Origin of the sequence: Geodermatophilus sp. DSM 44513 (assembly GCF_032460525.1) — a bacterium.
In the GTDB taxonomy this organism is placed as follows: Bacteria; Actinomycetota; Actinomycetes; order Mycobacteriales; family Geodermatophilaceae; genus Geodermatophilus.
Window position 1 is genome coordinate 1,823,079 of record NZ_CP135963.1, and the last position, 21,537, is coordinate 1,844,615.

General features: G+C 75.3%; 24 protein-coding genes. 15 read left to right on the forward strand and 9 right to left on the reverse strand.

The annotated features are described in order from the left end of the window. Positions 1–69: 69 nt before the first annotated feature. The 4 genes from RTG05_RS08845 to RTG05_RS08860 all read left to right on the forward strand — a co-directional run bounded on the left by RTG05_RS08845 (position 70) and on the right by RTG05_RS08860 (position 6,351). Complete coding sequence (locus RTG05_RS08845) at positions 70–1,017, forward strand: RluA family pseudouridine synthase (protein ID WP_166528329.1); 948 nt, start codon at positions 70–72, stop codon at positions 1,015–1,017. Between the two features lie 4 nt (positions 1,018–1,021). After that, positions 1,022–1,810 carry a CPBP family intramembrane glutamic endopeptidase gene (locus tag RTG05_RS08850; RefSeq protein ID WP_166528330.1) on the forward strand — a complete coding sequence of 263 codons (789 nt, stop codon included), beginning with the start codon at positions 1,022–1,024 and terminating at the stop codon, positions 1,808–1,810. A gap of 217 nt (positions 1,811–2,027) precedes the next feature. Beyond that, entirely contained in the window at positions 2,028–5,600 is a 3,573-nt protein-coding gene (gene dnaE, locus RTG05_RS08855; RefSeq protein WP_315912456.1) for a DNA polymerase III subunit alpha, read from the forward strand. Between the two features lie 88 nt (positions 5,601–5,688). Beyond that, positions 5,689–6,351 (forward strand): DUF2567 domain-containing protein, encoded by a 663-nt coding sequence (locus RTG05_RS08860; protein WP_166528331.1) that lies wholly within the window; start codon positions 5,689–5,691, stop codon positions 6,349–6,351. On the opposite strand, the gene RTG05_RS08865 is transcribed toward RTG05_RS08860, so the two are convergent. Continuing rightward, complete coding sequence (locus RTG05_RS08865; RefSeq protein WP_166528332.1) at positions 6,344–7,156, reverse strand: LON peptidase substrate-binding domain-containing protein; 813 nt, start codon at positions 7,154–7,156, stop codon at positions 6,344–6,346. The two genes, RTG05_RS08860 and RTG05_RS08865, sit on opposite strands and share 8 nt — an antisense overlap. A 109-nt stretch (positions 7,157–7,265) precedes the next feature. Here RTG05_RS08865 and hisD point away from each other — a divergent pair, with 109 nt between their 5' ends. The 5 genes from hisD (at position 7,266) to RTG05_RS08890 (ending at position 11,132) form a co-directional block, all read left to right on the forward strand. Further along, on the forward strand, positions 7,266–8,570 hold the full coding sequence (gene hisD, locus RTG05_RS08870; RefSeq protein ID WP_166528333.1) for a histidinol dehydrogenase: 1,305 nt from the start codon (positions 7,266–7,268) through the stop codon (positions 8,568–8,570). Beyond that, positions 8,567–9,700 (forward strand): histidinol-phosphate transaminase, encoded by a 1,134-nt coding sequence (locus RTG05_RS08875; protein WP_166528334.1) that lies wholly within the window; start codon positions 8,567–8,569, stop codon positions 9,698–9,700. The genes hisD and RTG05_RS08875 overlap by 4 nt, the downstream gene beginning before the upstream one ends. Further along, positions 9,697–10,293, forward strand: coding sequence for an imidazoleglycerol-phosphate dehydratase HisB (gene hisB, locus RTG05_RS08880; RefSeq protein ID WP_166528335.1), 597 nt, complete (start codon positions 9,697–9,699; stop codon positions 10,291–10,293). The genes RTG05_RS08875 and hisB overlap by 4 nt, the downstream gene beginning before the upstream one ends. 75 nt (positions 10,294–10,368) lie before the next feature. After that, on the forward strand, positions 10,369–10,545 hold the full coding sequence (locus RTG05_RS08885; protein ID WP_166528336.1) for a hypothetical protein: 177 nt from the start codon (positions 10,369–10,371) through the stop codon (positions 10,543–10,545). Next, entirely contained in the window at positions 10,542–11,132 is a 591-nt protein-coding gene (locus RTG05_RS08890) for a nucleotidyltransferase family protein (RefSeq protein ID WP_166528337.1), read from the forward strand. Before RTG05_RS08885 ends, RTG05_RS08890 begins: the two co-directional genes overlap by 4 nt. 98 nt (positions 11,133–11,230) lie before the next feature. On the opposite strand, the gene RTG05_RS08895 is transcribed toward RTG05_RS08890, so the two are convergent. Continuing rightward, complete coding sequence (locus RTG05_RS08895; protein ID WP_166528338.1) at positions 11,231–12,487, reverse strand: HNH endonuclease signature motif containing protein; 1,257 nt, start codon at positions 12,485–12,487, stop codon at positions 11,231–11,233. A 246-nt stretch (positions 12,488–12,733) separates the two neighbouring features. Then, the gene (locus tag RTG05_RS08900; protein ID WP_166528339.1) at positions 12,734–12,967 is read right to left on the reverse strand and encodes a hypothetical protein; all 234 of its coding nucleotides are present in this window, start codon (positions 12,965–12,967) and stop codon (positions 12,734–12,736) included. A 75-nt stretch (positions 12,968–13,042) separates the two neighbouring features. Here RTG05_RS08900 and hisH point away from each other — a divergent pair, with 75 nt between their 5' ends. Continuing rightward, entirely contained in the window at positions 13,043–13,681 is a 639-nt protein-coding gene (gene hisH, locus RTG05_RS08905) for an imidazole glycerol phosphate synthase subunit HisH (RefSeq protein WP_166528340.1), read from the forward strand. A gap of 26 nt (positions 13,682–13,707) precedes the next feature. Then, positions 13,708–14,145: a hypothetical protein gene (locus tag RTG05_RS08910; protein WP_166528341.1), complete on the forward strand. Its 438-nt coding sequence runs from the start codon at positions 13,708–13,710 to the stop codon at positions 14,143–14,145. 8 nt (positions 14,146–14,153) lie between these two features. On the opposite strand, the gene RTG05_RS08915 is transcribed toward RTG05_RS08910, so the two are convergent. The 5 genes from RTG05_RS08915 to RTG05_RS08935 form a co-directional block, all read right to left on the reverse strand. Further along, on the reverse strand, positions 14,154–15,194 hold the full coding sequence (locus RTG05_RS08915; protein WP_315912457.1) for a molybdopterin-dependent oxidoreductase: 1,041 nt from the start codon (positions 15,192–15,194) through the stop codon (positions 14,154–14,156). A gap of 16 nt (positions 15,195–15,210) precedes the next feature. Beyond that, entirely contained in the window at positions 15,211–15,966 is a 756-nt protein-coding gene (locus RTG05_RS08920) for an SDR family NAD(P)-dependent oxidoreductase (protein WP_315912458.1), read from the reverse strand. 9 nt (positions 15,967–15,975) lie between these two features. Beyond that, positions 15,976–16,707: a sulfite exporter TauE/SafE family protein gene (locus tag RTG05_RS08925; RefSeq protein ID WP_166528343.1), complete on the reverse strand. Its 732-nt coding sequence runs from the start codon at positions 16,705–16,707 to the stop codon at positions 15,976–15,978. Then, positions 16,704–17,315 carry a nitroreductase family protein gene (locus RTG05_RS08930; protein ID WP_166528344.1) on the reverse strand — a complete coding sequence of 204 codons (612 nt, stop codon included), beginning with the start codon at positions 17,313–17,315 and terminating at the stop codon, positions 16,704–16,706. Before RTG05_RS08930 ends, RTG05_RS08925 begins: the two co-directional genes overlap by 4 nt. A gap of 115 nt (positions 17,316–17,430) precedes the next feature. Next, positions 17,431–17,979, reverse strand: a complete 549-nt coding sequence (locus RTG05_RS08935) for a TIGR03086 family metal-binding protein (RefSeq protein WP_166528345.1) — start codon at positions 17,977–17,979, stop codon at positions 17,431–17,433. A 38-nt stretch (positions 17,980–18,017) separates the two neighbouring features. Here RTG05_RS08935 and RTG05_RS08940 point away from each other — a divergent pair, with 38 nt between their 5' ends. From RTG05_RS08940 to hisF, 4 genes are read left to right on the forward strand one after another with little or no spacing between them, the layout of a single operon-like run. Beyond that, positions 18,018–18,884: a helix-turn-helix domain-containing protein gene (locus RTG05_RS08940; protein WP_166528346.1), complete on the forward strand. Its 867-nt coding sequence runs from the start codon at positions 18,018–18,020 to the stop codon at positions 18,882–18,884. A gap of 10 nt (positions 18,885–18,894) precedes the next feature. Beyond that, positions 18,895–19,629, forward strand: coding sequence for a bifunctional 1-(5-phosphoribosyl)-5-((5-phosphoribosylamino)methylideneamino)imidazole-4-carboxamide isomerase/phosphoribosylanthranilate isomerase PriA (priA, locus tag RTG05_RS08945; RefSeq protein ID WP_166528347.1), 735 nt, complete (start codon positions 18,895–18,897; stop codon positions 19,627–19,629). Further along, positions 19,626–20,018 carry a RidA family protein gene (locus RTG05_RS08950; protein WP_166528348.1) on the forward strand — a complete coding sequence of 131 codons (393 nt, stop codon included), beginning with the start codon at positions 19,626–19,628 and terminating at the stop codon, positions 20,016–20,018. The genes priA and RTG05_RS08950 overlap by 4 nt, the downstream gene beginning before the upstream one ends. Then, a complete protein-coding gene (hisF, locus tag RTG05_RS08955; protein WP_166528349.1) occupies positions 20,015–20,809 on the forward strand; it encodes an imidazole glycerol phosphate synthase subunit HisF in 795 nt (264 codons plus the stop codon). The genes RTG05_RS08950 and hisF overlap by 4 nt, the downstream gene beginning before the upstream one ends. Positions 20,810–20,840: 31 nt before the next feature. Here the strand turns inward: hisF and RTG05_RS08960 are convergent, their stop codons facing one another. After that, positions 20,841–21,464, reverse strand: coding sequence for a TIGR03085 family metal-binding protein (locus RTG05_RS08960; RefSeq protein ID WP_166528350.1), 624 nt, complete (start codon positions 21,462–21,464; stop codon positions 20,841–20,843). Positions 21,465–21,537: the final 73 nt, after the last annotated feature.

Here is a 21,537-nt window from a genome sequence, read left to right on the forward strand (position 1 = left end):
AGCTCGCGGCGGGACCCTGCAGGGCGGCCATCCAACCGGCGGCGTTGTGCCTGCTCCCGCGACGGCACAATGGAGGACGTGACGCACCCCGCCGGCCAGCTCCGGGCCCTCCCGGTGCCCGACGGGCTGGAGGGCCAGCGGGTGGACCAGGCGCTGTCCCGGCTGTTCGGCCTGTCCCGCGGGGCGGCGGCCGACCTCGCCGACGAGGGCCGGGTGGTCCTCGACGGCCGGGTGCGCGGCAAGGGCGACCGGGTCAGCGGTGGGTCCTGGCTGGAGGTGGAGCTGCCCCCGCCGCCGGGCGAGCCGGCGGCCCCCGAGCCGGTCGCCGGGCTGACCGTCGTGCACGACGACGAGGACCTCGTGCTGGTCGACAAGCCGGTCGGCGTCGCCGCGCACCCCAGCCCCGGGTGGCAGGGCCCCACCGTGATCGGGGGGTTGGCCGCGGCCGGCTACCGCATCGCCACCTCCGGTGCGGCCGAGCGGCAGGGCGTCGTCCACCGGCTGGACGCCGGGACGACCGGGCTGATGGTCGTGGCCAAGAGCGAGCGGGCCTACACCGCGCTCAAGGCGGCGTTCAAGCAGCGCACGGTGGAGAAGGGCTACACCGCCCTCGTGCAGGGCCACCCCGACCCCTCCCGCGGCACCATCGACGCCCCGATCGACCGGCACCCGAAGCACGACTGGCGGTTCGCCGTCGTCCAGGGCGGGCGCCCGTCGGTGACCCACTACGAGGTGGTGGAGGCCTTCCCGGCCGCCAGCCTGGTCGACATCCGGCTGGAGACCGGTCGCACCCACCAGATCCGGGTGCACTTCGCGGCAGCGCGCCACCCCTGCGTCGGCGACACCACCTACGGCGCCGACCCGACCCTGGCCGCCCGGCTGGGCCTCGCGCGGCAGTGGCTGCACGCCGCGCGGCTGGGCTTCCCGCACCCCGCCGACGGGCGCTGGGTGGCGTTCACCAGCCCCTTCCCGGCCGACCTGGCCGGCGCGCTCGACGTCCTGCGCGCCGAGAGCTGACGCGGTGACCGGGCTGCCCGGCTCGCTCGCCGACCTCGGCCCGGCCGCGCTGGCGGCGGTGGTCGTCGCCGGCTACCTGGTGGTCGGCGAGCCGCTGGTCGGCCACGTGCTGCACCGCCGCTTCGAGGAGCGGCTGCGCACCGACGCCCGCGCCCGCCGGTCCTTCTACGGGCGGCTGCTGGTGCTGGAGTGGGGCCTGGCCACCGTCGCCCTGGTGGTGTGGCTGGCCGCCCCGGGGGTGGACGCCGGGGCGGTCGGGCTGCGCTGGCCGCAGTCGTTCCCCGGCCCGCTGGCCACGGCGGCCACCGTGCTGGTGCTCGGCTTCGTCGTCCTGTCCACCCGGGCGCTGCGCTCGGGGGTCCTGGCCCGGGCGGCCGAGGAGGTGCGCCGGTCCGGCGAGGGCCGGCACGCCGAGCCGGCCGTGCACGCCACCCTCGCGCTGCTGCCGCGCACGCCCGCGGAGCGGCGGCTGTTCACCGTCGTCGGCGTGACCGCCGGCGTGTGCGAGGAGTGGCTGTACCGGGGGTTCCTGCTCGCCGTCGTCGCCGCGGTCGGCGGTGGGCCGTCCACGCCGGTGCTGGTGGTCGTCGGCGCGGTGGCCTTCGGGCTGGCGCACGCCTACCAGGGGGTCGCCGGCGTGGTGACGACCGGCGTCCTGGGCGGCGTCATGGCCGCGCTGTACCTGGGCACCGGGTCGCTGCTGCTGCCGGTCCTGCTGCACGCGCTGGTCGACCTGCGGTTCCTGCTGGTGCCCGCCGCGGCCCTGCCCGACGCCGTCCCGGGGCCCGCGTGAGCGGTGCGGGACGGCGCGCGGGTCCCGGGTCGGACTGTGACGGACACCGACCTGTCGGTCCCCCGGGGTAGACCTCCGTGGTGCGAGGATCGCAGCCAGCCCCCGGCCCGCACCCGGACCACAGCACCGCCGGTCTTCCCCGCCGGTCGCCCGCCGGACCCCTGACGGCCGGGCACGCACGACCCGTGAGGAGCACTCCGCCCGTGAGGACCCGCCCGTGAGCACCCCCGGCCCCCGACCCGGCGCTTCCGACTCCTTCGTGCACCTGCACGTGCACACCGAGTACTCCATGCTCGACGGCGCGGCCAAGCTGCCGGAGGTCACCCGGGCCGCCGCCGAGCAGGGCATGCCCGCGCTGGCGATGACCGACCACGGCAACGTCTTCGGCGCCTACGACTTCTACAAGCAGGCGAAGAACGCCGGCGTGAAGCCGATCATCGGCATGGAGGGCTACTACACGCCCGGCTCCCGCTTCGACCGGGCACCGTTCGACTTCGGTGACAACCTCATCGACGAGGACGGCGAGGGCGGCTCCTCCCGGGGCAAGGCGGCCTACACGCACATGACGCTGCTGGCCCGGACGACGGAGGGGATGCACAACCTCTTCCGCATCTCCTCGATGGCCAGCCTGGAGGGGCAGTACCGCAAGCCGCGGTTCGACCGGGACCTGCTGGAGCGGTACGGCACCGGCCTGATCGCCACCACCGGCTGCCCGTCAGGCGAGGTGAACATGTGGCTGCGGGCCGGCAGGGTCGACCGGGCGCGGCAGGCCGCGGCGGACTTCCAGGACATCTTCGGCCGGGAGAACTTCTACGCCGAGGTGATGGACCACGGGCTGGCCATCGAGCGGAAGACGCGCCCGGCGCTGCTGGAGATCGCGGCCGACCTCGGCATCCCGCTGCTGGGCACCAACGACCTGCACTACACCCACCGCGACGACGCCCAGGCGCACGACGCGCTGCTGTGCATCCAGACCGGGTCGCGGCTCAACGAGACCAACCGCTTCCGGTTCAACGGCGACGGCTACTACCTGAAGTCCGCCGCGGAGATGCGCGAGCTGTTCCGCGAGGTGCCCGAGGCGTGCGACAACACGCTGCTGGTCGCCGAGCAGTGCGAGGTGGAGTTCACCGAGGGTGCGGACCTGATGCCCCGGTTCCCGCTGCCGCCGGGGGAGGACGAGACCTCCTGGTTCGTCAAGGAGGTCGAGCGCGGCCTGCACAAGCGCTGGCCGGGCGGGATCCCCGACCACGTGCGCCGGCAGGCCGACTACGAGGTCGGGATCATCACCCAGATGGGTTTCCCGGGGTACTTCCTCGTGGTCGCCGACTTCATCAACTGGGCCAAGGACAACGGCATCCGCGTCGGCCCGGGGCGCGGCTCGGCGGCCGGCTCGCTGGCCGCCTACGCCATGGGCATCACCGACCTCGACCCGCTGGCGCACGGGCTGATCTTCGAGCGGTTCCTCAACCCCGAGCGCGTCTCCATGCCCGACGTCGACATCGACTTCGACGACCGTCGCCGCGGCGAGGTCATCCAGTACGTCTCGCGCAAGTACGGCGAGGAGCGGGTCAGCCAGATCGTCACCTACGGCACCATCAAGGCCAAGGCCGCCGTCAAGGACGCCGCCCGGGTGCTTGACCGGCCGTTCTCGGTGGGCGACGAGCTGACCAAGCTCATGCCGCCGGACGTGATGGGCAAGGGCATCCCGCTGTCGGGGATCTTCGACCCGGCCCACCCGCGCTACCGGGAGGCCGCGGAGTTCCGCGCCCGCTACGAGTCCGACCCGGGCGCGGCCGAGGTCGTCGACCAGGCCCGCAAGCTCGAGGGCCTCAAGCGCCAGTGGGGCGTGCACGCCGCCGGCGTCATCATCGGCCGCCACCCGCTGATCGACTCCATCCCGATCATGCGGCGCGAGGCCGACGGCGCGGTCATCACGCAGTTCGACTACCCGACCTGCGAGACGCTCGGCCTGCTCAAGATGGACTTCCTGGGCCTGCGCAACCTCACCGTCATCGACGACGCGCTGCGCAACATCGTGGCCAACGGCAAGGAGCCGATCGACCTCGAGGAGATCAGCAGGGACCTCACCGACCCGGCCACCTACGCGCTGCTGTCCCGCGGGGACACCCTCGGGGTCTTCCAGTTCGACGGCGGCCCGATGCGCTCGCTGCTGCGGCTGATGCGGCCGGACAACTTCGAGGACATCTCCGCCGTCGGTGCCCTCTACCGGCCCGGCCCGATGGGTGCGAACTCGCACACCAACTACGCGCTGCGCAAGAACGGCCAGCAGGAGATCACGCCGATCCACCCGGAGCTGGCCGAGCCGCTGGAGGAGATCCTCGGCACGACCTACGGCCTGATCGTCTACCAGGAGCAGGTCATGGCGATCGCGCAGAAGGTCGCCGGGTACTCCCTCGGCAAGGCCGACCTGCTGCGCCGGGCGATGGGCAAGAAGAAGAAGTCCGTCCTGGACGCGGAGTACGTCGGCTTCGAGGCCGGCATGAAGGCCAACGGCTTCTCCGCCGCGGCGGTCAAGACGCTGTGGGACATCCTCGTCCCCTTCGCCGACTACGCCTTCAACAAGGCCCACTCGGCGGCCTACGGGCTGATCTCCTACTGGACGGCCTACCTCAAGGCCAACCACCCGGCCGAGTACATGGCCGGGCTGCTCACCAGCGTCGGCGACGACAAGGACCGCCGGCCGGTCTACCTGGCCGAGTGCCGGCGGATGGGCATCAAGGTGCTCCCGCCGGACGTCAACGAGTCCTCCTGGGACTTCACCGCCGTCGGCACCGACATCCGCTTCGGGCTGGCCTCGGTGCGCAACGTGGGGCACAACGTCGTCGACTCGATCCGCCGGGCCCGCGAGGAGAAGGGCGCCTTCAAGGACTTCGCCGACTTCATGCGCAAGATCGACACGGTGGCCTGCAACAAGAAGGTCGTCGAGTCCCTCGCCAAGGCCGGCGCGTTCGACTCCCTCGGCCACTCCCGGCAGGGCATCGTCGCCGTCCACGCGCAGGCCGTCGACTCCGCGATGGCGCTCAAGCGCAAGGAGGCCGAGGGCCAGTTCGACCTGTTCGGCAGCTTCGGGGACGCCGGGGACGACGACCCGTTCGGCGGGGCGCTGGACATCGCCGTCCCCATGGCCGACTGGTCGAAGTCCGAGCGGCTGGTCTTCGAGCGCGACATGCTCGGCCTGTACGTGTCCGACCACCCGCTGCACGGCGTGGAGCACGTGCTGGCCGCCAACGCCGACACCCCGATCGCGGAGATCAACGCCGGGGGCGTGGAGGACGGCGCCACCGTCACCATCGCCGGCATCCTGACCTCGGTCGCCCCGCGCACGAACAAGCAGGGCGCGCCCTGGGCGATCGCCACGCTGGAGGACCTCGAGTCCGGCATCGAGGTGCTGTTCTTCCCCAAGACCTGGGCAGAGGTCTCGGAGAAGGTCGTCCGCGACCAGATCGTGGTGGTCAAGGGCCGGATCAGCCGGCGCGACGACCAGCCCTCGCTGTTCGGCTCCGAGGTCACCATCCCCGAGCTCACCGAGGGCGCCCGCGGGCCGGTGCTGGTCTCGATGGCCGCCGCCCGCTGCACCCCGCCGGTCGTGGAGCGGCTGCGCGAGGTGCTCGGCAGCCACCCGGGCACCACCGAGGTGCAGCTGAAGCTGGTCAACGGCAGCCGGGAGACCGTGCTGCGGCTGGACCAGGGGCTGCGGGTGCGGCCCAGCACCGCGCTGATGGGCGACATCAAGGCGCTGCTGGGCCCAACCAGCGTCGCCCTGCTGTGAGCCGCAGGCCCTCCTGCCCCGCCCTGGCAGGGTCCTGGCAGGAGGGTCGCGGGATGAGGCCGGCCGCCTCGCGGGGTTGACTGGGTCCGTGGACACCACCCCCGGCCCGCCTCCCGCCGGGTCGCCGCCGGCCGTGCGCCCGGCCCGGTGGGGTGCCGGGCCGCGGTGGGCCGGGCGCGCCGAGCTGCGCGCCGACCTGCCCGGCTCGCTGGTGCTGGCCGGGGTGCTGCTGCTCACCGGGGTCCCGGCCGGGCTGCTGTGGTGGGCGCTGGCGCCACGGGCGACCTTCGAGGTCACCGCGGAGGGTCCGGTCCCCGTCGGCCGCCCCCCGACCGAGCTGCTCATCGCCGACGACGCCGTCTACAGCCTCCTGCTGGCCAGCCTCGGGCTGGTCGCCGGGCTGGTCGCCTGGCGGCTGCGCCGCCGCCGGGGGGTGGCCACCGTGCTCGCCGTCGCCGTCGGGACCGCGCTGGCCGCCCTCGTCGCCTGGCAGCTCGGGCAGGTCCTGGGCGCGGGGCCCACCCCGGCCGAGCTGGCCGACGTCGGCACCCGGGTGATCACCCCGCTGCGGCTGACGTCCACGGCGGCGCTCGCGGTGGCCCCGTTCCTCGCCGTCCTGGCCTACGTGGTGGCCACCCTGCTCACCCCGTCCGAGGACCTCGACCGACCCGGTCCCGAACCGGCCGCCGGCCCGCTGCAGGGTCCCGCCGCGAGCGTGCGAGCGGAGGGGGGCAGCGGGTCCGTCAATTGACGCTGCGCGGGCCGGCGAAGCGCTGGATCGGCGCGGGCACCGCGCCGACGGTCTCCAGCAGGGTCAGCTCGCGGCGCAGCAGCCGGGACTCCGTCTGCAGCCGCCGGCGCGTGGCGGACTCGGCGAGCAGGGTCTGCCGGTCCTCGGTGGTCAGCAGGGCCGCCGACGCCACCAGGTAGGACAGCGCCCGCGGGTCCCCGGAGACGGCGTCGAGCAGGTCGGCGGTGTCGGGTTCCTCGCCGTCGACCTCGCCGGTGAGGGCGGTCACCGCCGCGACGTAGCGGGCGAACAGGCCGCCCACCCCCCGCACCAGCACCTCCATGGAGCCGCGGGCCACCGCGGAGACCAGGTCGTCGTGCGCGGCCAGGTCGCCGGCCGCGTCGGCCGGCCAGCCGCGCGGGGTGGCGAGCCCCTCGTGGTCTCCGGCGGCCTCCTCGGCCGCCTCCTCCTCGGCCAGCCACTCGACCTCGGCCTGCAGGTAGGGCGGGTCCTCGCCGACGAGCAGGTCCAGCAGCCGGAAGCGGTCCCCGCCGACGGTGACGATGCGGAACCCGCCGTCAGGTTGCGGGCGCACGCTCTGCAGCCGCGCGGTGCAGCCGACGTCGTAGAGGGCCTCGGCCGGGGCGACCTGCTCGACCTCCCAGCCCTGCCGGATGGCGACCACGCCGAAGCAGCGGGCGGTGCCCTCGGGCTGCTCCAGCAGGTCGCGCACCAGCCGCCGGTAGCGCGGCTCGAAGACCTGCAGCGGCAGGACCACCCCGGGGAACAGCGGCGTCCCCAGCGGGAACAGCGGGATGACGTCCACGGCGTGCGAGCCTACGGGTGACGGGCGTCCGAGGACCGCCCAGGACGCCGGGGCCCCGAGGCCGGACGGCTACCCTGGGGCGTTCCCCCGCCACCCCCGGAGGTGTCCCGTGCTCGCCCGCATCGACCTGCGTGGAACCGCCCTGCCCGGGGTGCGTGAGCTCGCCGGCCTCCTGCCCCGCGCCGCCACCGACATCGACTCGGTGCTGGCCACCGTGCGGCCGCTGTGCGAGGACGTGCGGGTGCGCGGCGCCCAGGCCGTCCGGGAGATCACCGCGCGCCTGGACGGCGTGGACGCCGAGGACTTCGCCGTCCCGGCCGACGCGATCGAGGCCGCGCTGGCCGGGATCGACCCGGCGGTGCGCGCCGCGCTCGAGGAGTCCATCGCCCGCGTGCGGAAGGTGCACGCCGACCAGCGCCGCACCGACGTCACCACCGAGGTCGTGCCCGGCGGCTCGGTCACCGAGCGCTGGCTGCCGGTGCGCCGGGTGGGGCTCTACGTGCCCGGCGGGCTGGCGCCGCTGGTGTCCAGCGTGGTCATGAACGTCGTCCCCGCCCAGATCGCCGGCGTGGAGTCGATCGCGGTCGCCTCCCCGCCGCAGCGCGACCACGGTGGCCTGCCCGACCCCGGCGTCCTGGCGGCCTGCGCGCTGCTCGGCGTCCGCGAGGTGTACGCCGTCGGCGGGGCACAGGCGATCGCCGTCTTCGGCTACGGCGCGGGCTCCTGCGAGCCGGTGGACCTGGTCACCGGCCCGGGCAACGTCTACGTGACGGCGGCCAAGCGGCTGCTGCGCGGCCTGATCGGCATCGACTCCGAGGCCGGCCCCACCGAGGTCGCCATCCTCGCCGACGACACCGCCGACCCGGTGCACGTCGCCGCCGACCTGGTCAGCCAGGCCGAGCACGACCCGCTGGCCGGCGCGGTGCTGGTCACCGACAGCGAGGCCCTCGCCGACGCCGTCCTGGACCTGGTGCCCGGCCAGGTCGCCGCCACCAAGCACTCCGACCGGATCACCACGGCGCTGGACGGCAGCCAGTCCGGCATCGTCCTGGTGGACGACGTCGACGCCGGCCTGCGCGTGGTCGACGCCTACGCCGCCGAGCACCTGGAGATCCAGACCCGGGACGCCCGCGCGGTGGCGCTGCGGGTGCGCAACGCCGGCGCGGTGTTCGTGGGCGCCTGGTCGCCGGTGTCGCTGGGCGACTACATCGCCGGGTCCAACCACGTGCTGCCCACCGGCGGCTGCGCCCGGCACTCCAGCGGCCTGTCGGTGCAGTCCTTCCTGCGCGGCATCCACCTGGTCGAGTACGACGAGCAGGCCCTCGCCGACGTCGCCGGGCACGTGGACGCCCTCGCCGGTGCCGAGGACCTGCCCGCGCACGCCGCCGCCGTCCGGGCCCGGCAGCGCCCGTGAGCTCGCTGGAGGAGCTCCCGCTGCGGCCGGAGCTGCGCGGCCGCACGCCCTACGGCGCTCCGCAGCTGCAGGTGCGGCACCGGCTCAACACCAACGAGAACCCGCACCCGCTCCCTCCCGAGCTGCTCGCCGACCTCGGCGCGGCCCTCGGGCAGGCGTCCGTGGACCTCAACCGCTACCCCGACCGGGACGCCCTCGCGCTGCGCACCGACCTGGCGGCCTACCTGACCCGGACCGGCGGCGAGCCGGTCGCACCGGGGCAGGTGTGGGCGGCCAACGGGTCCAACGAGGTGCTGCAGCAGGTGCTGCAGGCCTTCGGCGGGGCCGGGCGGACGGCGCTGGGCTTCACGCCGTCCTACTCGATGCACCCGATCATCTCCGCCGGCACCGGCACCGCGTGGGTCGACGGGCACCGCCGCGACGACTTCACCATCGACGCCGCGCAGGCCGTCGCGCAGGTGCGCGAGGTGCGCCCGGACGTCGTCTTCGTCACCAGCCCGAACAACCCGACGGGCACCGCGGTCGCGCTGGAGACGATCACCGCCATCCACGACGCCACGTCCTACGGTGACGGGCGCGCGGCCGTGGTGGTGGTCGACGAGGCCTACACCGAGTTCGCCCGCACCGGCACCCGCTCCGCGCTGACCCTGCTGACCGGCCGCCCCCGGCTGCTGGTGAGCCGCACGATGAGCAAGGCGTTCGGGATGGCCGGCCTGCGGCTGGGCTACCTGGCCGCCGACCCCGCGGTGGTCGACGCGCTGCAGCTGGTGCGGCTGCCCTACCACCTGTCCTCGCTGACCCAGGCCGCGGCGCGGACGGCGCTGGCGCACACCGGTGCGCTGTTGGCCACCGTCGACGCGGTCCGGGCGCAGCGGGACCGGATCGTCGCCGCGCTGCCCGCCCTCGGCCTGACCAGCGTGCCCAGCGACGCCAACTTCGTGCTGTTCGGGCGGTTCCCCGACGCTCCGGCCGTGTGGAAGGCGCTGCTCGCGCACGACGTCCTGGTGCGCGACGTGGGGCTGCCCGGCTGGCTGCGCGTCACCGCGGGCACGCCGGAGGAGACCGACGCCTTCCTCACCGCGCTGGGTGAGGTGGCCCGCGAGCTGGACCTGGGAGGATCGGGGTCATGACCCGCACTGCACGCGTCGAGCGGCAGACGAACGAGACCAAGCTCGTCGTCGAGCTGGACCTCGACGGCACCGGCTCCAGCTCGATCAGCACCGGGGTCGGGTTCTACGACCACATGCTGACCTCGCTGTCCCGGCACAGCGGCATCGACCTCACCGTGCAGGCCGACGGCGACCTGCACATCGACGCCCACCACACGGTGGAGGACGTGGCCATCGCCCTGGGGCAGGCCTTCGCGCAGGCGCTGGGCGACAAGCGGGGCATCACCCGCTACGGCGACGCCACCATCCCGATGGACGAGGTGCTCGCCCAGGCCGCCGTGGACCTGTCCGGCCGGCCGTACTTCGTGCACGACGAGCCCGAGGGCATGACGCCGATGATCGGGCCGGACTACCCGACGTCGCTCACCAGGCACGTCCTGGAGTCCTTCGCGTTCAACGCCCGGATCAGCCTGCACGTGCGGGTGCTCTACGCCGGTCGGGACGCCCACCACATCGTCGAGTGCCAGTTCAAGGCGCTCGCGCGGGCGCTGCGGGCCGCGGTCGCCATCGACCCGCGGGTGACCGACGTGCCCTCCACCAAGGGCGCTCTGTAGCTCGATGCGCCCCGCTCCGCTGCCTCGCACGCCCCCCGCTCCGGCGCCGCGCACGAACTCCTCTCGGTGCCTCGCATGAGCTTCGGCGCGGGCTTGATGGTGCTCGGCGGGTTCCTGCTCGGTGGGGCCTGGAGCATCTGGCGGGCCGACCACGACACCAAGGGCCGCACCGGGCCGCAGGTCGTGTTCGCCGTCGTGCTGCTGGTCGCCGCCGTGCTGGCGACGGCCTCCGGCCTGCTCCGCCTGGTGTGAGCGACGAGGCCCGCTTCCTCGACGTGGTCCTCGCCGACCCGACGGTGGCCGCGGTGCTGCAGCGAGCCCCTGGGCTGGGCATCGAGCAGTGGTGGCTCACCGCGGGGGTGCTGTTCCAGGCGGTGTGGAACGACCTGACCGGGCGACCGGCGGGAACCGGGGTGCGCGACGCCGACCTGTTCTACGTCGACGACGACACCTCCTGGGACGCCGAGGACGCCGTCATCCGCCGCGCTGCCGCCCTGTTCGGGGACCTGCCGGTGCCGGTGGAGGTCCGCAACCAGGCGCGGGTGCACCTCTGGTACGCCGACCGCTTCGGCGCGCCCACCCGGCCGCTGCACACCTGCACCGAGGCCATCGAGGGCTTCGCAGCCGTCTGCTGCTGCGTCGGCGTCACCGTGGGTGCCGACGGCCGCCCGCGGGTGTACGCCCCGTACGGCTACGACGACCTGTTCTCCCTCGTCGTGCGCCCGAACCGGCACACTCCGGCGCCGCGGCACGTCTACGAGGCCAAGGCAGCGCGGTGGTCGACGGTCTGGCCCGAGCTCACCGTGCTGCCGAGGGAGGACGTCGCCCCGCAACGCTGACGCCCGCCCGGCAGCCGGCAGCGGACCCACTGCCCCATGGGCGCGGGTCGGCTGCCGGCTCGGTGCCGGCGGAGCTCGCTCGTGGTGGTGGACCCCGGTCAGGCGGCGGTGGTCAGGGGTGGGGGGGTGCTGCCTGGTCCGGTACTGCTCGGACCCGCGCCGATCGGGCCGGTGCGGATCGGGGTGCCGTCGGGGCGCCAGGTGTGCCATCGGCCGTCGGTGTCGCGTTGGACGCGGAAGCCGTGGTGGACCTTGGTGTGGTGGCGTTCGCAGAGGAGTGCGGCGTTGTCCAGGTCGGTGGGTCCGCCGTCGATCCAGGCGATCAGGTGGTGCACGTCGCACCACCAGGTGGGGGCCCCGCAGCCGGCGAAGACGCAGCCGCCGTCGCGGACCTCGGCGGCGCGGCGGACGTGGGCGGGGAACAGTCGCACGTCCCGGCCGTGATCCAGCGGCCGCCCGTCGGGGTGCAGCACCACCCGGGTGACCGCGGCGTCGCAGGCCAGCCGCCGGGCCGCTGTCGCGGAGATCTCCGCCCCGGAGGCCAGTCGGCCGGCACCCGGGCCGGTGGCGGCGTCGGTGAGGTCGGCGATGCCGATGGTGACGATGACCTGCGGCTTGTGGCCGCGCAGCACCGGCAGCGCGCCGGTGGCCAGGGCGGTGTCGGACAGCTGCACCAGCGCGTCGGCCTGCTGCTGGGTGCGGGTGCGCTGGTCTGCGGCGCAGCGGCCGGCCTGGGTGATCGCCTCGACCGCGGTGGTGAACCGTTCCCCGCCCACGGCGTCCAGGTCGAACCGCCCCGACACCGACCCGTCGGCGTGCCGGGTGATCGACAACCGGCGGCCCTCGGTGGGGTCGGGCTCGGGGCCGTCGGCGTCCAGGCGGTCGGCGTAGTGCCGCACCACCCGGGTGGTGTCGGCGTACGGACGCTGACGGGCGACGCCGGTGAGCAGCTCGTCGAACGCGGCCACATCGACGCCCTGGTCGGCGGCCAGGGCCAGCATCCGGGGCTCGGCGATGGTGCCCAGCACCGCCGCCTGCTCCGCGGTGACCTCCCCGGCGGCGAACGCCGCGGCCATCGCCGGCAGATGGGTCAGCGCGCGGGCCGCCCGCACCACCCGGGCGGCCTCGGAGTCCGACAGGTGCCCGTGCCCGCGCAACCAGGAGCCCATGGTCTTCAGCCCGTCGTGCTCGGCGGCACCGACGCCGTCGCACTCGGCCACCGTGCGGGCGATCTCGGCGTCGATCCGGTTGGCCAGGACCAGCAGCGGGCGCAACCGCTCCAACAGCGCCGGACCGAACAACGGCGACAGGTCCTCGGCGGCCAGAGCATCGACGGAGGCCAGCAGCTCGTCCACGAACACCCCTCCCACCGGCCCGATCAGGTGTTCGAAGTCTACCGCGGACGAGGACCACGATCAACACGAATCCCCAGCTCAGAGACCTGTCCACAGATCACGAGCCGTCGTGGCAGAGCGGCCGTCGAGCGCGGTCGACGACCCCGATGCGGACGCGGACCGTCCGTCGAGCAGGACGCCCAGGTGCGCGGCAGGAACGGCGACGGGCACGCGTGGGCGCCGCACGGGAGTCAGCGGAGGAGGTGCTCAGGCCAGCAGGAAGACCAGTACCGTCGCGGCGAGGACGAGCACGACGAGGGCGAGCAGCATGCGGAGGGCTCGGCGCCGGCCGGATCGGTTGTGCCTCAGCCCGGCAGCCAGGTCACCCCACCGGTCCACCTCGCCGGCCGGTGACAGGGGGTGGTGCTCGTACCGCTCCACCGCACCATCCTCGCGCAGGACGGCCTGCGCGGCGGGGACCTGGGCGATCGACGGGGTCACCGCGGTGCGACGGCCGCCACCCCAGCTGCGGGAATCCCGTCGGGCACGTGATCGCTCGCACGTACCGTGGCAGGCGTGAAGAAGGTGGCGGTCCTCGACTACGGCTCGGGCAACCTCCGCTCGGCCGAGCGCGCGCTGACCCGGGTCGGCGCCGACGTGACGGTGACCGCGGACCCGCAGGTCGCGCTGGAGGCCGACGGTCTCGTCGTGCCGGGGGTGGGCGCCTTCGCCGCCTGCATGGCGGGGCTCAAGGCGGTCGACGGACCGCGGGTGATCGGCCGGCGGTTGGCCGGCGGCCGGCCGGTGCTGGGCGTCTGCGTGGGGATGCAGGTCCTCTTCGAGCGCGGTGTCGAGCACGGACACGACGCCGAGGGCTGTGGTGAGTGGCCCGGCACCGTCGAGCAGCTGCAGGCCCCGGTGCTGCCGCACATGGGCTGGAACACCGTGCAGGCGCCGCAGCGGACGGTGCTGTTCGACGGGCTCGAGGGTCAGCGCTTCTACTTCGTGCACTCCTACGGCGTCCGCAACTTCCCGCTGGGCGCCGAGGGCGTTCCCTCGCCGCTCGCCCCGCCGCTGGTCACCTGGGCCGAGCACGGCGACCGCTTCGTCGCAGGCGTGGAGAACGGGCCGCTGTCGGCCACCCAGTTCCACCCCGAGAAGTCCGGGGACGCCGGCGCCCAGCTGCTCACCAACTGGCTCGGCACGCTGGGCTGACCGCCCAACTGCTCGGAGAGGTGGTCGTGCCCAGGACCGTGGACCTGATGGCGACGTTCCTCCCCGACCGTTCGCTCCGGCTGACGGCGCAGGGTGACCACGGCCCCATCGAGCTCGCCACGGGGGTCCGGTACTCCGAGCTGGGGCCACGGGCCACCGCAGCTGTGCGGGAACTGTTCCCCGGAGAGGACGCCACGCCCGCCCCCCTGGTGGCGGCACCACCGTGGGTGCACCTCGGAGACCTGGTGCGCATCCACAGCACCTCCGACACCCTCGAGGGCACCACCACGCCGTACGCCCAGGTGGTCGGTTTCCTGCCCGTCGGCGGCGTCCAGGTGGTGCACTCCGAGGCCGGTGCGGGCATCTACTCGCCCGACGACCTCGACGTGGTGGGGGCGGACGCCATCGACCCGGCGTGGCGTGCGCGCATCGCCCGACGGTCGGGCATCCCGCCGGCCGGTTGAGCTCCGCGCTACTGCGGCGGGAACGGCGGCTGCAGCCACCACGGTGCGTCGACGACCTCGACCCGCGCCACCCACTTGACCCACCAGAAACCCCGGCGTCCGGGTGCCACCAGCCGCACCGGCGCCCCGTGCCCGGCCGACAGCGGCCGGCCCGCGGCGGAGGTCGCCAGCAGCAGGTCGCCGGCGTCCGCGAGCGGCAGCCGGCGCCGGAAGCCGGTCACCGAGACGACGTCGACGCTGCCGTCGGCCGGGAGGTCTGGGCCCAGGACGGCGAGCAGCCGGTCGAGGCGGACGCCGCCCCAGTCCTGCGCGGCGTACCAGCCGCCGGTGCAGTCGAGCACCGCCCGGACGGTGTCCCCGCGGTCGAGGTCGGCCACCGGCACCCGCACCCGCCGGCCGGCGCCCACCAGCTCGACCGTCCCGGCGGCGGCGGAGGGCACGGTGTCGGTGAACCACTGGGTCACCGGCATCACGGCCGGATCGTCGGTGCCGCGCTCGAAGGAGCCGGTGGCCCGCCGCCGCGCACCCGGCGCGCCGGCCAGCCGCAGCAGTCCCTCGCCGGCGCCCCACAGGGCCGCCGCGCCGGCGACCAGCGCACCTGCCCTCAGCAGGCCGCGGCGGTCGAGGTCGGTGGCCCGCGGCCGCTGCCGCCGTCTCCACGCGTGGACGGCGACCAGCGCGCCGGTGGCCACGCCGAGGGCGACGTGCAGGTGCAGCACCGGGACCCCGGCCGACCACGACCACGGCCCGGTCACCCCGACCGCGTGCAGCACGCCGGTGAGCAGGGTGAGCAGGGTGGCGACGCCCAGGGCGGCGCCGCCGCCGCCCACCGGGCGCCGGTGCCAGCCGCGTCGCACGACGACCGCCTTCCACGGCACGAGCAGCAGCAGCCCGAGCCCGGCCGCCCCGTGCGCGGCGACCACCACCCGCGCCGGCCCCGGCGACCCGACGCCGAAGGCCAGCACCCCGGTGCCACCGGCGAGCAGCAGCAGGCCGAGCAGCCCCACGTTGGTCCGCCGGCCGGCCCGGCGGGGGAGGAGGACGGCCACGCCCCGAGTGTCCCCGTCAGCTGCGCAGGTAGGAGGCCCCGTTGACGTCGATGATCGTCCCGGTGGAGAACTGCGCGCCCGGCGACGCCAGCCACAGCACCGCGGAGGCGACCTCCTCGGGGCGGGCCACCCGGCCGTAGGGCGACTGCGCGCGGACGGCGTCCCCGCCCGGCCCGTCGAGCACCTCGCGGGCCATCTCGGTCTGCACGAACCCCGGCGCGACGGTGCCCACGGAGATGCCGTGCGGCGCCAGGACCAGCGCCATCGACTGGCCGAAGGCGTTCAGCCCGGCCTTGGACGCGCCGTACGCCGGGGTGTCCGGCTCACCGCGGAAGGCACCCCGGCTGGAGACGTTGACCACCGCGCCGCCGCCCGCGGCGACCAGGTGCGGGACGGCGCGGAAGGTGGCGTTGGCCGCGCCGAGCAGGTTGACCGCCAGCGTCCGCGACCACGCCGCCTGCCACTCCTCGTAGGACACCGACAGCGGCGGGTGGGCGGTGAACACCCCGGCGTTGTTGACCAGCACGGACAGCCCGCCCAGCGCCGCGGCGGCGTCGTCCACCATGGCGCCCACCGCGTCGGCGTCGGCGAGGTCGGCCTGCACCAGCACGTGCCCGTCGCCGGGCAGCTCGGCCAGCACGGCCTCCGCGCGGTCCCGGGAGGTGCCCCAGTGGACGGCGACCCGGTCGCCGGCGGCGGCGAAGGCCTGCGCGATGGCCCGGCCGATGCCGCGGGAGCCACCGGTGACCAGGACGGCTCGGGAGTCGCTCACGCCCGGCAGTCAACCAGCCAGCGCGACCAGGCCCCGCACCAGCGTGGCCACCCCGCCGGCCAGGGCGACGACGATCACCAGCTGCAGGCCCCGCGCCGCGCCCAGCCGCCGGGCCAGCAGCTCCCCGGCTGCCAGTCCCACGAGCAGGGCGACCCCGCTGACCAGCCACACGGAGGTGGCCAGCGGGGGGAGGCCCTTGCCGACCAGCGAGGCGACGTTGAGCAGCAGCAGGGTGGCCTGCGCGGTCGGGATGAACACCGGCAGCGGCCACTGCCGGGACACCGCGTAGGCGGTGACCATCGGCCCGCCGACCCCGGCGGTGACGTTCATGAACCCGGCCAGCGCACCGGCGACCACCGCCGACCCACGGCCGGTCATCAGCGCCCGCCGGCGGCCCACCGCCACGACGGCGACGGCCGCCACCGACATCAGGCCCACGGCGACCAGCAGCGGCCCCTCCGGGAGGGCGCGCACGACGAAGACGCCCAGCGGGATGGCCAGCAGCGCGGGCACCGAGAGCAGGGCGACCTCCCGCCACAGCGTGCGGCGCCCGGTGCGGACCAGCACCAGCGCGCACAGCGACGCGGACAGCACGTTGGACAGCGAGACGCCGATCGCCGGGCCGGTCAGCAGGACGAGGAACGGGGCGGCCACCAGCGCGAACCCCAGGCCGGTGGCCCGCTGGGTGAGCGCGCCGAGCAGGACGGCGGCCGCGAGCAGCGCCGTCCCCAGGCCGCTCACCAGCGCCCGCGGTGCACGACCTCGTCGACACCCCGGCGTCCGCGTCGCAGGGACGGCGACCGGCGGTCGTCCGCACCGGGGTAGCCCACCGTGACCAGGCCGACCGGGCGGTGGGTGTCCGGGACGCCGAACGCCGCGCGCAGCGCGTCCACCCGCTCGCCGGGGACGCCGGAGAAGGCGGCCCCGAGCCCCTCGTCGACGGCGGTCAGCAACATCAGCAGCGCGGCCATCCCGGCGTCGACGTCCCAGTAGGGGACCGGCCAGCGGGCCGCGACACCGGCGGGGTCCCGCTCGGTCCAGCCCTTGTCCGGCTCGGCGTACCGCTCCAGGTAGGCGGCCTTCGACGACAGGGGCAGCACCAGCAGCGGGGCCCGGCGCATCCGGGTGAGCCAGCCGTCCGGTGCGCCCCCGGGTGAGGTCACCGACCAGAACAGCTCGCGGTCGGCAGGGTCCTCCAGGACGAGGAACGCCCAGCCCTGGGTGAACCCCGCGGACGGCGCGCGGATGGCGTGCTCCAGCAGCCGCTCGCGGACCTCGGCCGGCACCGGTCGGTCGGGGTCGTAGTCCCGGACCATGCGCCGCCGGCGGACGACGTCAGCGAACTCCACCCCGCCACCCTGTCACCCCGGGGCGGGACCCTTCGGACCCGTCCCGAGTCCCGACGGCCCCCGTGCAGGGGCCCGTCGCGAGCGTGCGAGCGGCGGGGGGCACGGGGGTCCTCTCTCAGGCCGTCCGGCCCAGCCGGGCCAGCACGCGGGTCTGCCGGTCGGCGTCCGCCGGCGGGTCCACCGCGGGCCGGCAGATGCCGTCCATGTGCAGCGCCGGACCGAAGCCGTCGGCGCCGGAGGCGACGCGGTCCAGTTCCTCGTCGGTGAGCCGGTCGTCGGCGCCGACCGCGCGGGCCACGTCCCACCGGTGCACCAGCACGTCCCAGACGTAGAACCGCGCGAGCGTGGTGCCGACCGTGGTCGGCCCGAAGAAGCCGTCGAACGGCCGCGCGAGCACGGACTCGTCGGCCAGCGCCGCGGCCACCGCGGCTGCGTGCGCCCGCCACGCGGCGGCCGGGTCGGCCGCCACGTCGGGTGCCCCGCCCAGGTCCACGCCGTGGCTCCCCAGGAAGTCCCGCTGGGTGGCGATCAGGTGCCCGACGACGTCGGCGGCCGACCACCCCGCGCACGGCGACGGGTTCGCCCACCTGCCGGCCGGCACGGCGTCCAGGAGTGCGGTGAGCGGCCGGCTCGCGGCCTCGTACTGCGTCGCTGTCGTGTCCACGCGCCGGACCGTAGGGCGGTGCGGCAGGCTCGGTCTTGATGGAACCCGACAGCCCCCGGCCCGAGAGCGCCGCGCGGGACGCCGTCGAGCGCGCCCACCTGCGGGAGCCGGGCGACGCCTCGCACGTGATGTACCGGTACCCGGCCTCCGCGGAGTTCGAGGGGCTGCTGCGGCGGTTCTGGATCCCGGTCTGGTCGGTGCCGCCCGGCCAGGAGGCGCCGCAGCGGGTGCTGCAGTACCCGGTGGCGCTGGTGGTGGTCTCGGTCGACTACGCCCGCTTCTACGGGGTCGTGTCGGGGTTGTCGACGACCACGCTGACCGGCGACGGCTGGGCGGTCGGGGTGATGTGCGCGCCGGCCGCCGGCAGCCTGCTCGCCGGCGGCCCGATGACCGCCTACACCGACCGCTTCGTGGACGTCGCGGAGGTGCTGGGCGCCGCCGGGGAGCGACTCGCCGACCGGGTGCGGGCGGCGATGGCGGCCGACCCGCACGCGCCGGCCGCGCACGCCGCCGCCGTGGCCGCGTTCGGCGACGCGCTGCGCCCCCTCCTGCCGGTCGACGCCGAGGGCGAGCTGGTCAACCGGGTGGTGGCCTTCGTCGAGGAGCACCCCGAGGTCACCCGGGTCGCCCAGGTCTGCGAGCGGTTCGACCTGTCCGAGCGGGCGCTGCAGCGGCTGACCGCCCGCCGGCTCGGGCTGACCCCGAAGTGGCTCGTGCAGCGCCGGCGGCTGCAGGAGGCGGCCGGGCGGCTGCGCGCCTCCCCGTCGAGCATCGGCGAGGTGGCCGCGGCGCTCGGCTACGCCGACCAGGCGCACCTCACCCGCGACTTCGCCCGGGTGACCGGGACCACGCCCGGCCGCTTCGCCGCCCGGCACGCCCCCGGGGCCGGTGCGGGCACTCCCTAGGCTGGGGTCCGTGCCGAAGCTCCAGTTGCTCCCCGCCGTCGACGTCGCCGACGGGCAGGCCGTCCGCCTCGTGCAGGGGGAGGCCGGCAGCGAGACCTCCTACGGCGACCCGCTGGACGCCGCCCTGCAGTGGCAGCGCGACGGCGCCGAGTGGGTGCACCTGGTCGACCTCGACGCCGCCTTCGGCCGCGGCTCCAACCGCGAGCTGCTGGCCCGCGTGGTCGGCGAGCTGGACGTCGACGTCGAGCTCTCGGGGGGCATCCGGGACGACGAGACGCTGGCCGCCGCGCTGGCCACCGGCTGCCGCCGGGTCAACCTGGGCACCGCCGCGCTGGAGTCGCCGGACTGGTGCGCCGGGGCCATCGCCGAGCACGGCGACCGGATCGCCGTCGGCCTCGACGTCCGCGGCACCCGGCTCGCGGCCCGCGGCTGGACCCGGGAGGGCGGCGAGCTCTACGAGACCCTCGCCCGGCTGGACGCCGAGGGGTGCGCCCGCTACGTGGTCACCGACATCACCAAGGATGGCACGCTGCGCGGGCCCAACCTCGACCTGCTGCGCGAGGTGTGCGCCGCCACGCCCCGCCCGGTCGTCGCCTCCGGCGGGGTCAGCTCGCTGGACGACATCCGCGCGCTGGCCGGGCTGAGCGCGGTCGGCGTCGAGGGCGCGATCGTCGGCAAGGCCCTCTACGCGGGCGCGTTCACCCTGCCCGAGGCGCTGGCCGTCACCCGCGAGGCGTCGGCGTGACCGTCGTCCGGTTCGGCTCCGACGCGCCCTGGGAGGCGGTGGTCGGCTACAGCCGGGTCGTCGTGCACGGCGACATGGCCTGGGTGAGCGGCACGACGGCCACGGTCGACGGCGCCGTCGCCCACCCCGGGGACGCCGGTGCGCAGACCCGGCAGGCCCTGGCGACCGTGGAGCGGGCCCTCGAGCGCGCCGGGTTCACCCTCGCCGACGTCGTCCGCACCCGGCTGTACGTCACCGACATCTCCCGCTGGTTGGAGGTCGGCCGTGCCCACGGCGAGGTCTTCGCCGGCATCCGGCCGGCCACCTCGATGGTGCAGGTCGCCGCGCTGATCGACCCCGCGATGCTGGTCGAGGTCGAGGCCGACGCGGTCCGCAGGACCCCGGCGTGAGCCTCGCCGTGCGCGTCATCCCGTGCCTGGACGTCGACGCCGGCCGGGTGGTCAAGGGCGTCAACTTCGTCGACCTGCGCGACGCCGGCGACCCGGTGGAGATGGCCCGCGTCTACGACGCCGAGGGCGCCGACGAGCTCACCTTCCTCGACATCACCGCCAGCTCCGGGGACCGGGAGACCACCTACGACGTCGTCCGCCGCACCGCGGAGAGCGTGTTCATCCCGCTCACCGTCGGCGGCGGCGTGCGGTCGGTACAGGACGTCGACCGGCTGCTGCGGGCCGGCGCGGACAAGGTCGCGGTCAACACCGCCGCCGTGGCCCGCCCGGAGCTCATCGCCGAGATCGCCGACCGCTTCGGCAACCAGGTGCTCGTGCTCTCCCTGGACGCCCGCCGGTGTCAGGACGGCGGGGCGTGCGACTCCGGCTTCGAGATCACCACGCACGGCGGGCGCCGCGGCACCGGGCGGGACGCCGTGGAGTGGGTGGTCCGAGCGGCGGAGCTCGGCGTCGGCGAGGTGCTGCTCAACTCCATGGACGCCGACGGCACCGAGGCCGGCTTCGACCTGGAGCTGATCCGCAGCGTGCGCCGCGAGGTCAGCGTGCCGGTCATCGCCAGCGGTGGCGCGGGGGAGACCGCGCACTTCCCCCCGGCCGTCGACGCGGGCGCCGATGCACTGCTGGCCGCCACGGTCTTCCACTTCGGCAAGCTGCGCATCGGCGAGGTCAAGGGCGCGCTGGCCGACGCGGGCGTCCCCGTGCGGCGGGAGGCCGACCACCCCCTGCGCTGACGGAGGCTCGGAGTGCAGGAAACCTGCGCTCTCAGCCTCCGGTGACCCGGGCGACGTCGCGGCGGCCGCTGGCCCACAGCAGCAGCTCCAGCGGCTCGCCGGTCACCACCGTCTCCGGCGTCCCGGTGCCGAAGCGCCGCTCCGCACCGGGCACGTCCCCGCGGCGCAGCACCAGCGCGCCGGGCACGGGGCCGGCGGCCATTCGGCCGAAGAGGAGCGCGTCCCGCCAGAACCGGTCCTGCGCCGCCCGCGGCAGCTCCCGCGGCGCCCAGCCGGGCTGCGCGCGCCGGACGTCCTCGTGGTGGATGGCGTACTCGGTGGTGTCGACCAGCGCGGCGACCGGCGGCCAGGAGGTCGGCAGCCAGCGCGGCGGGCCGGAGCGCACCCGGGCGACGAGGTCGGCGTAGCCGGTGGTGGTGCGCAGCCGGTCCTCCACCGTGTGCGACCAGGCCGCCAGCGGACGGCCCACCGGCGTGGCCTCCAGGGCGAACCCGGGTGCGGCGTCCGGGCGGCGGTCGCGGGTGACGAGGTGTGCGGCCAGGTGCGCCGTCGTCCAGCCCGCGCAGCAGGTGGGTGCGTCCGGGCCGAGCTCGTCGAGGAGGTCGGCGAGCGCGGCACGCTCCCGCGCGGCCAGCGGACGGGAAGAGGAGGTCACCGGCCGGGGTTACCGATCGCGCGGTCCCCGGAAACGGTGGGCGATCACTTAGCCGTCCTCAGTATCGTCAGGG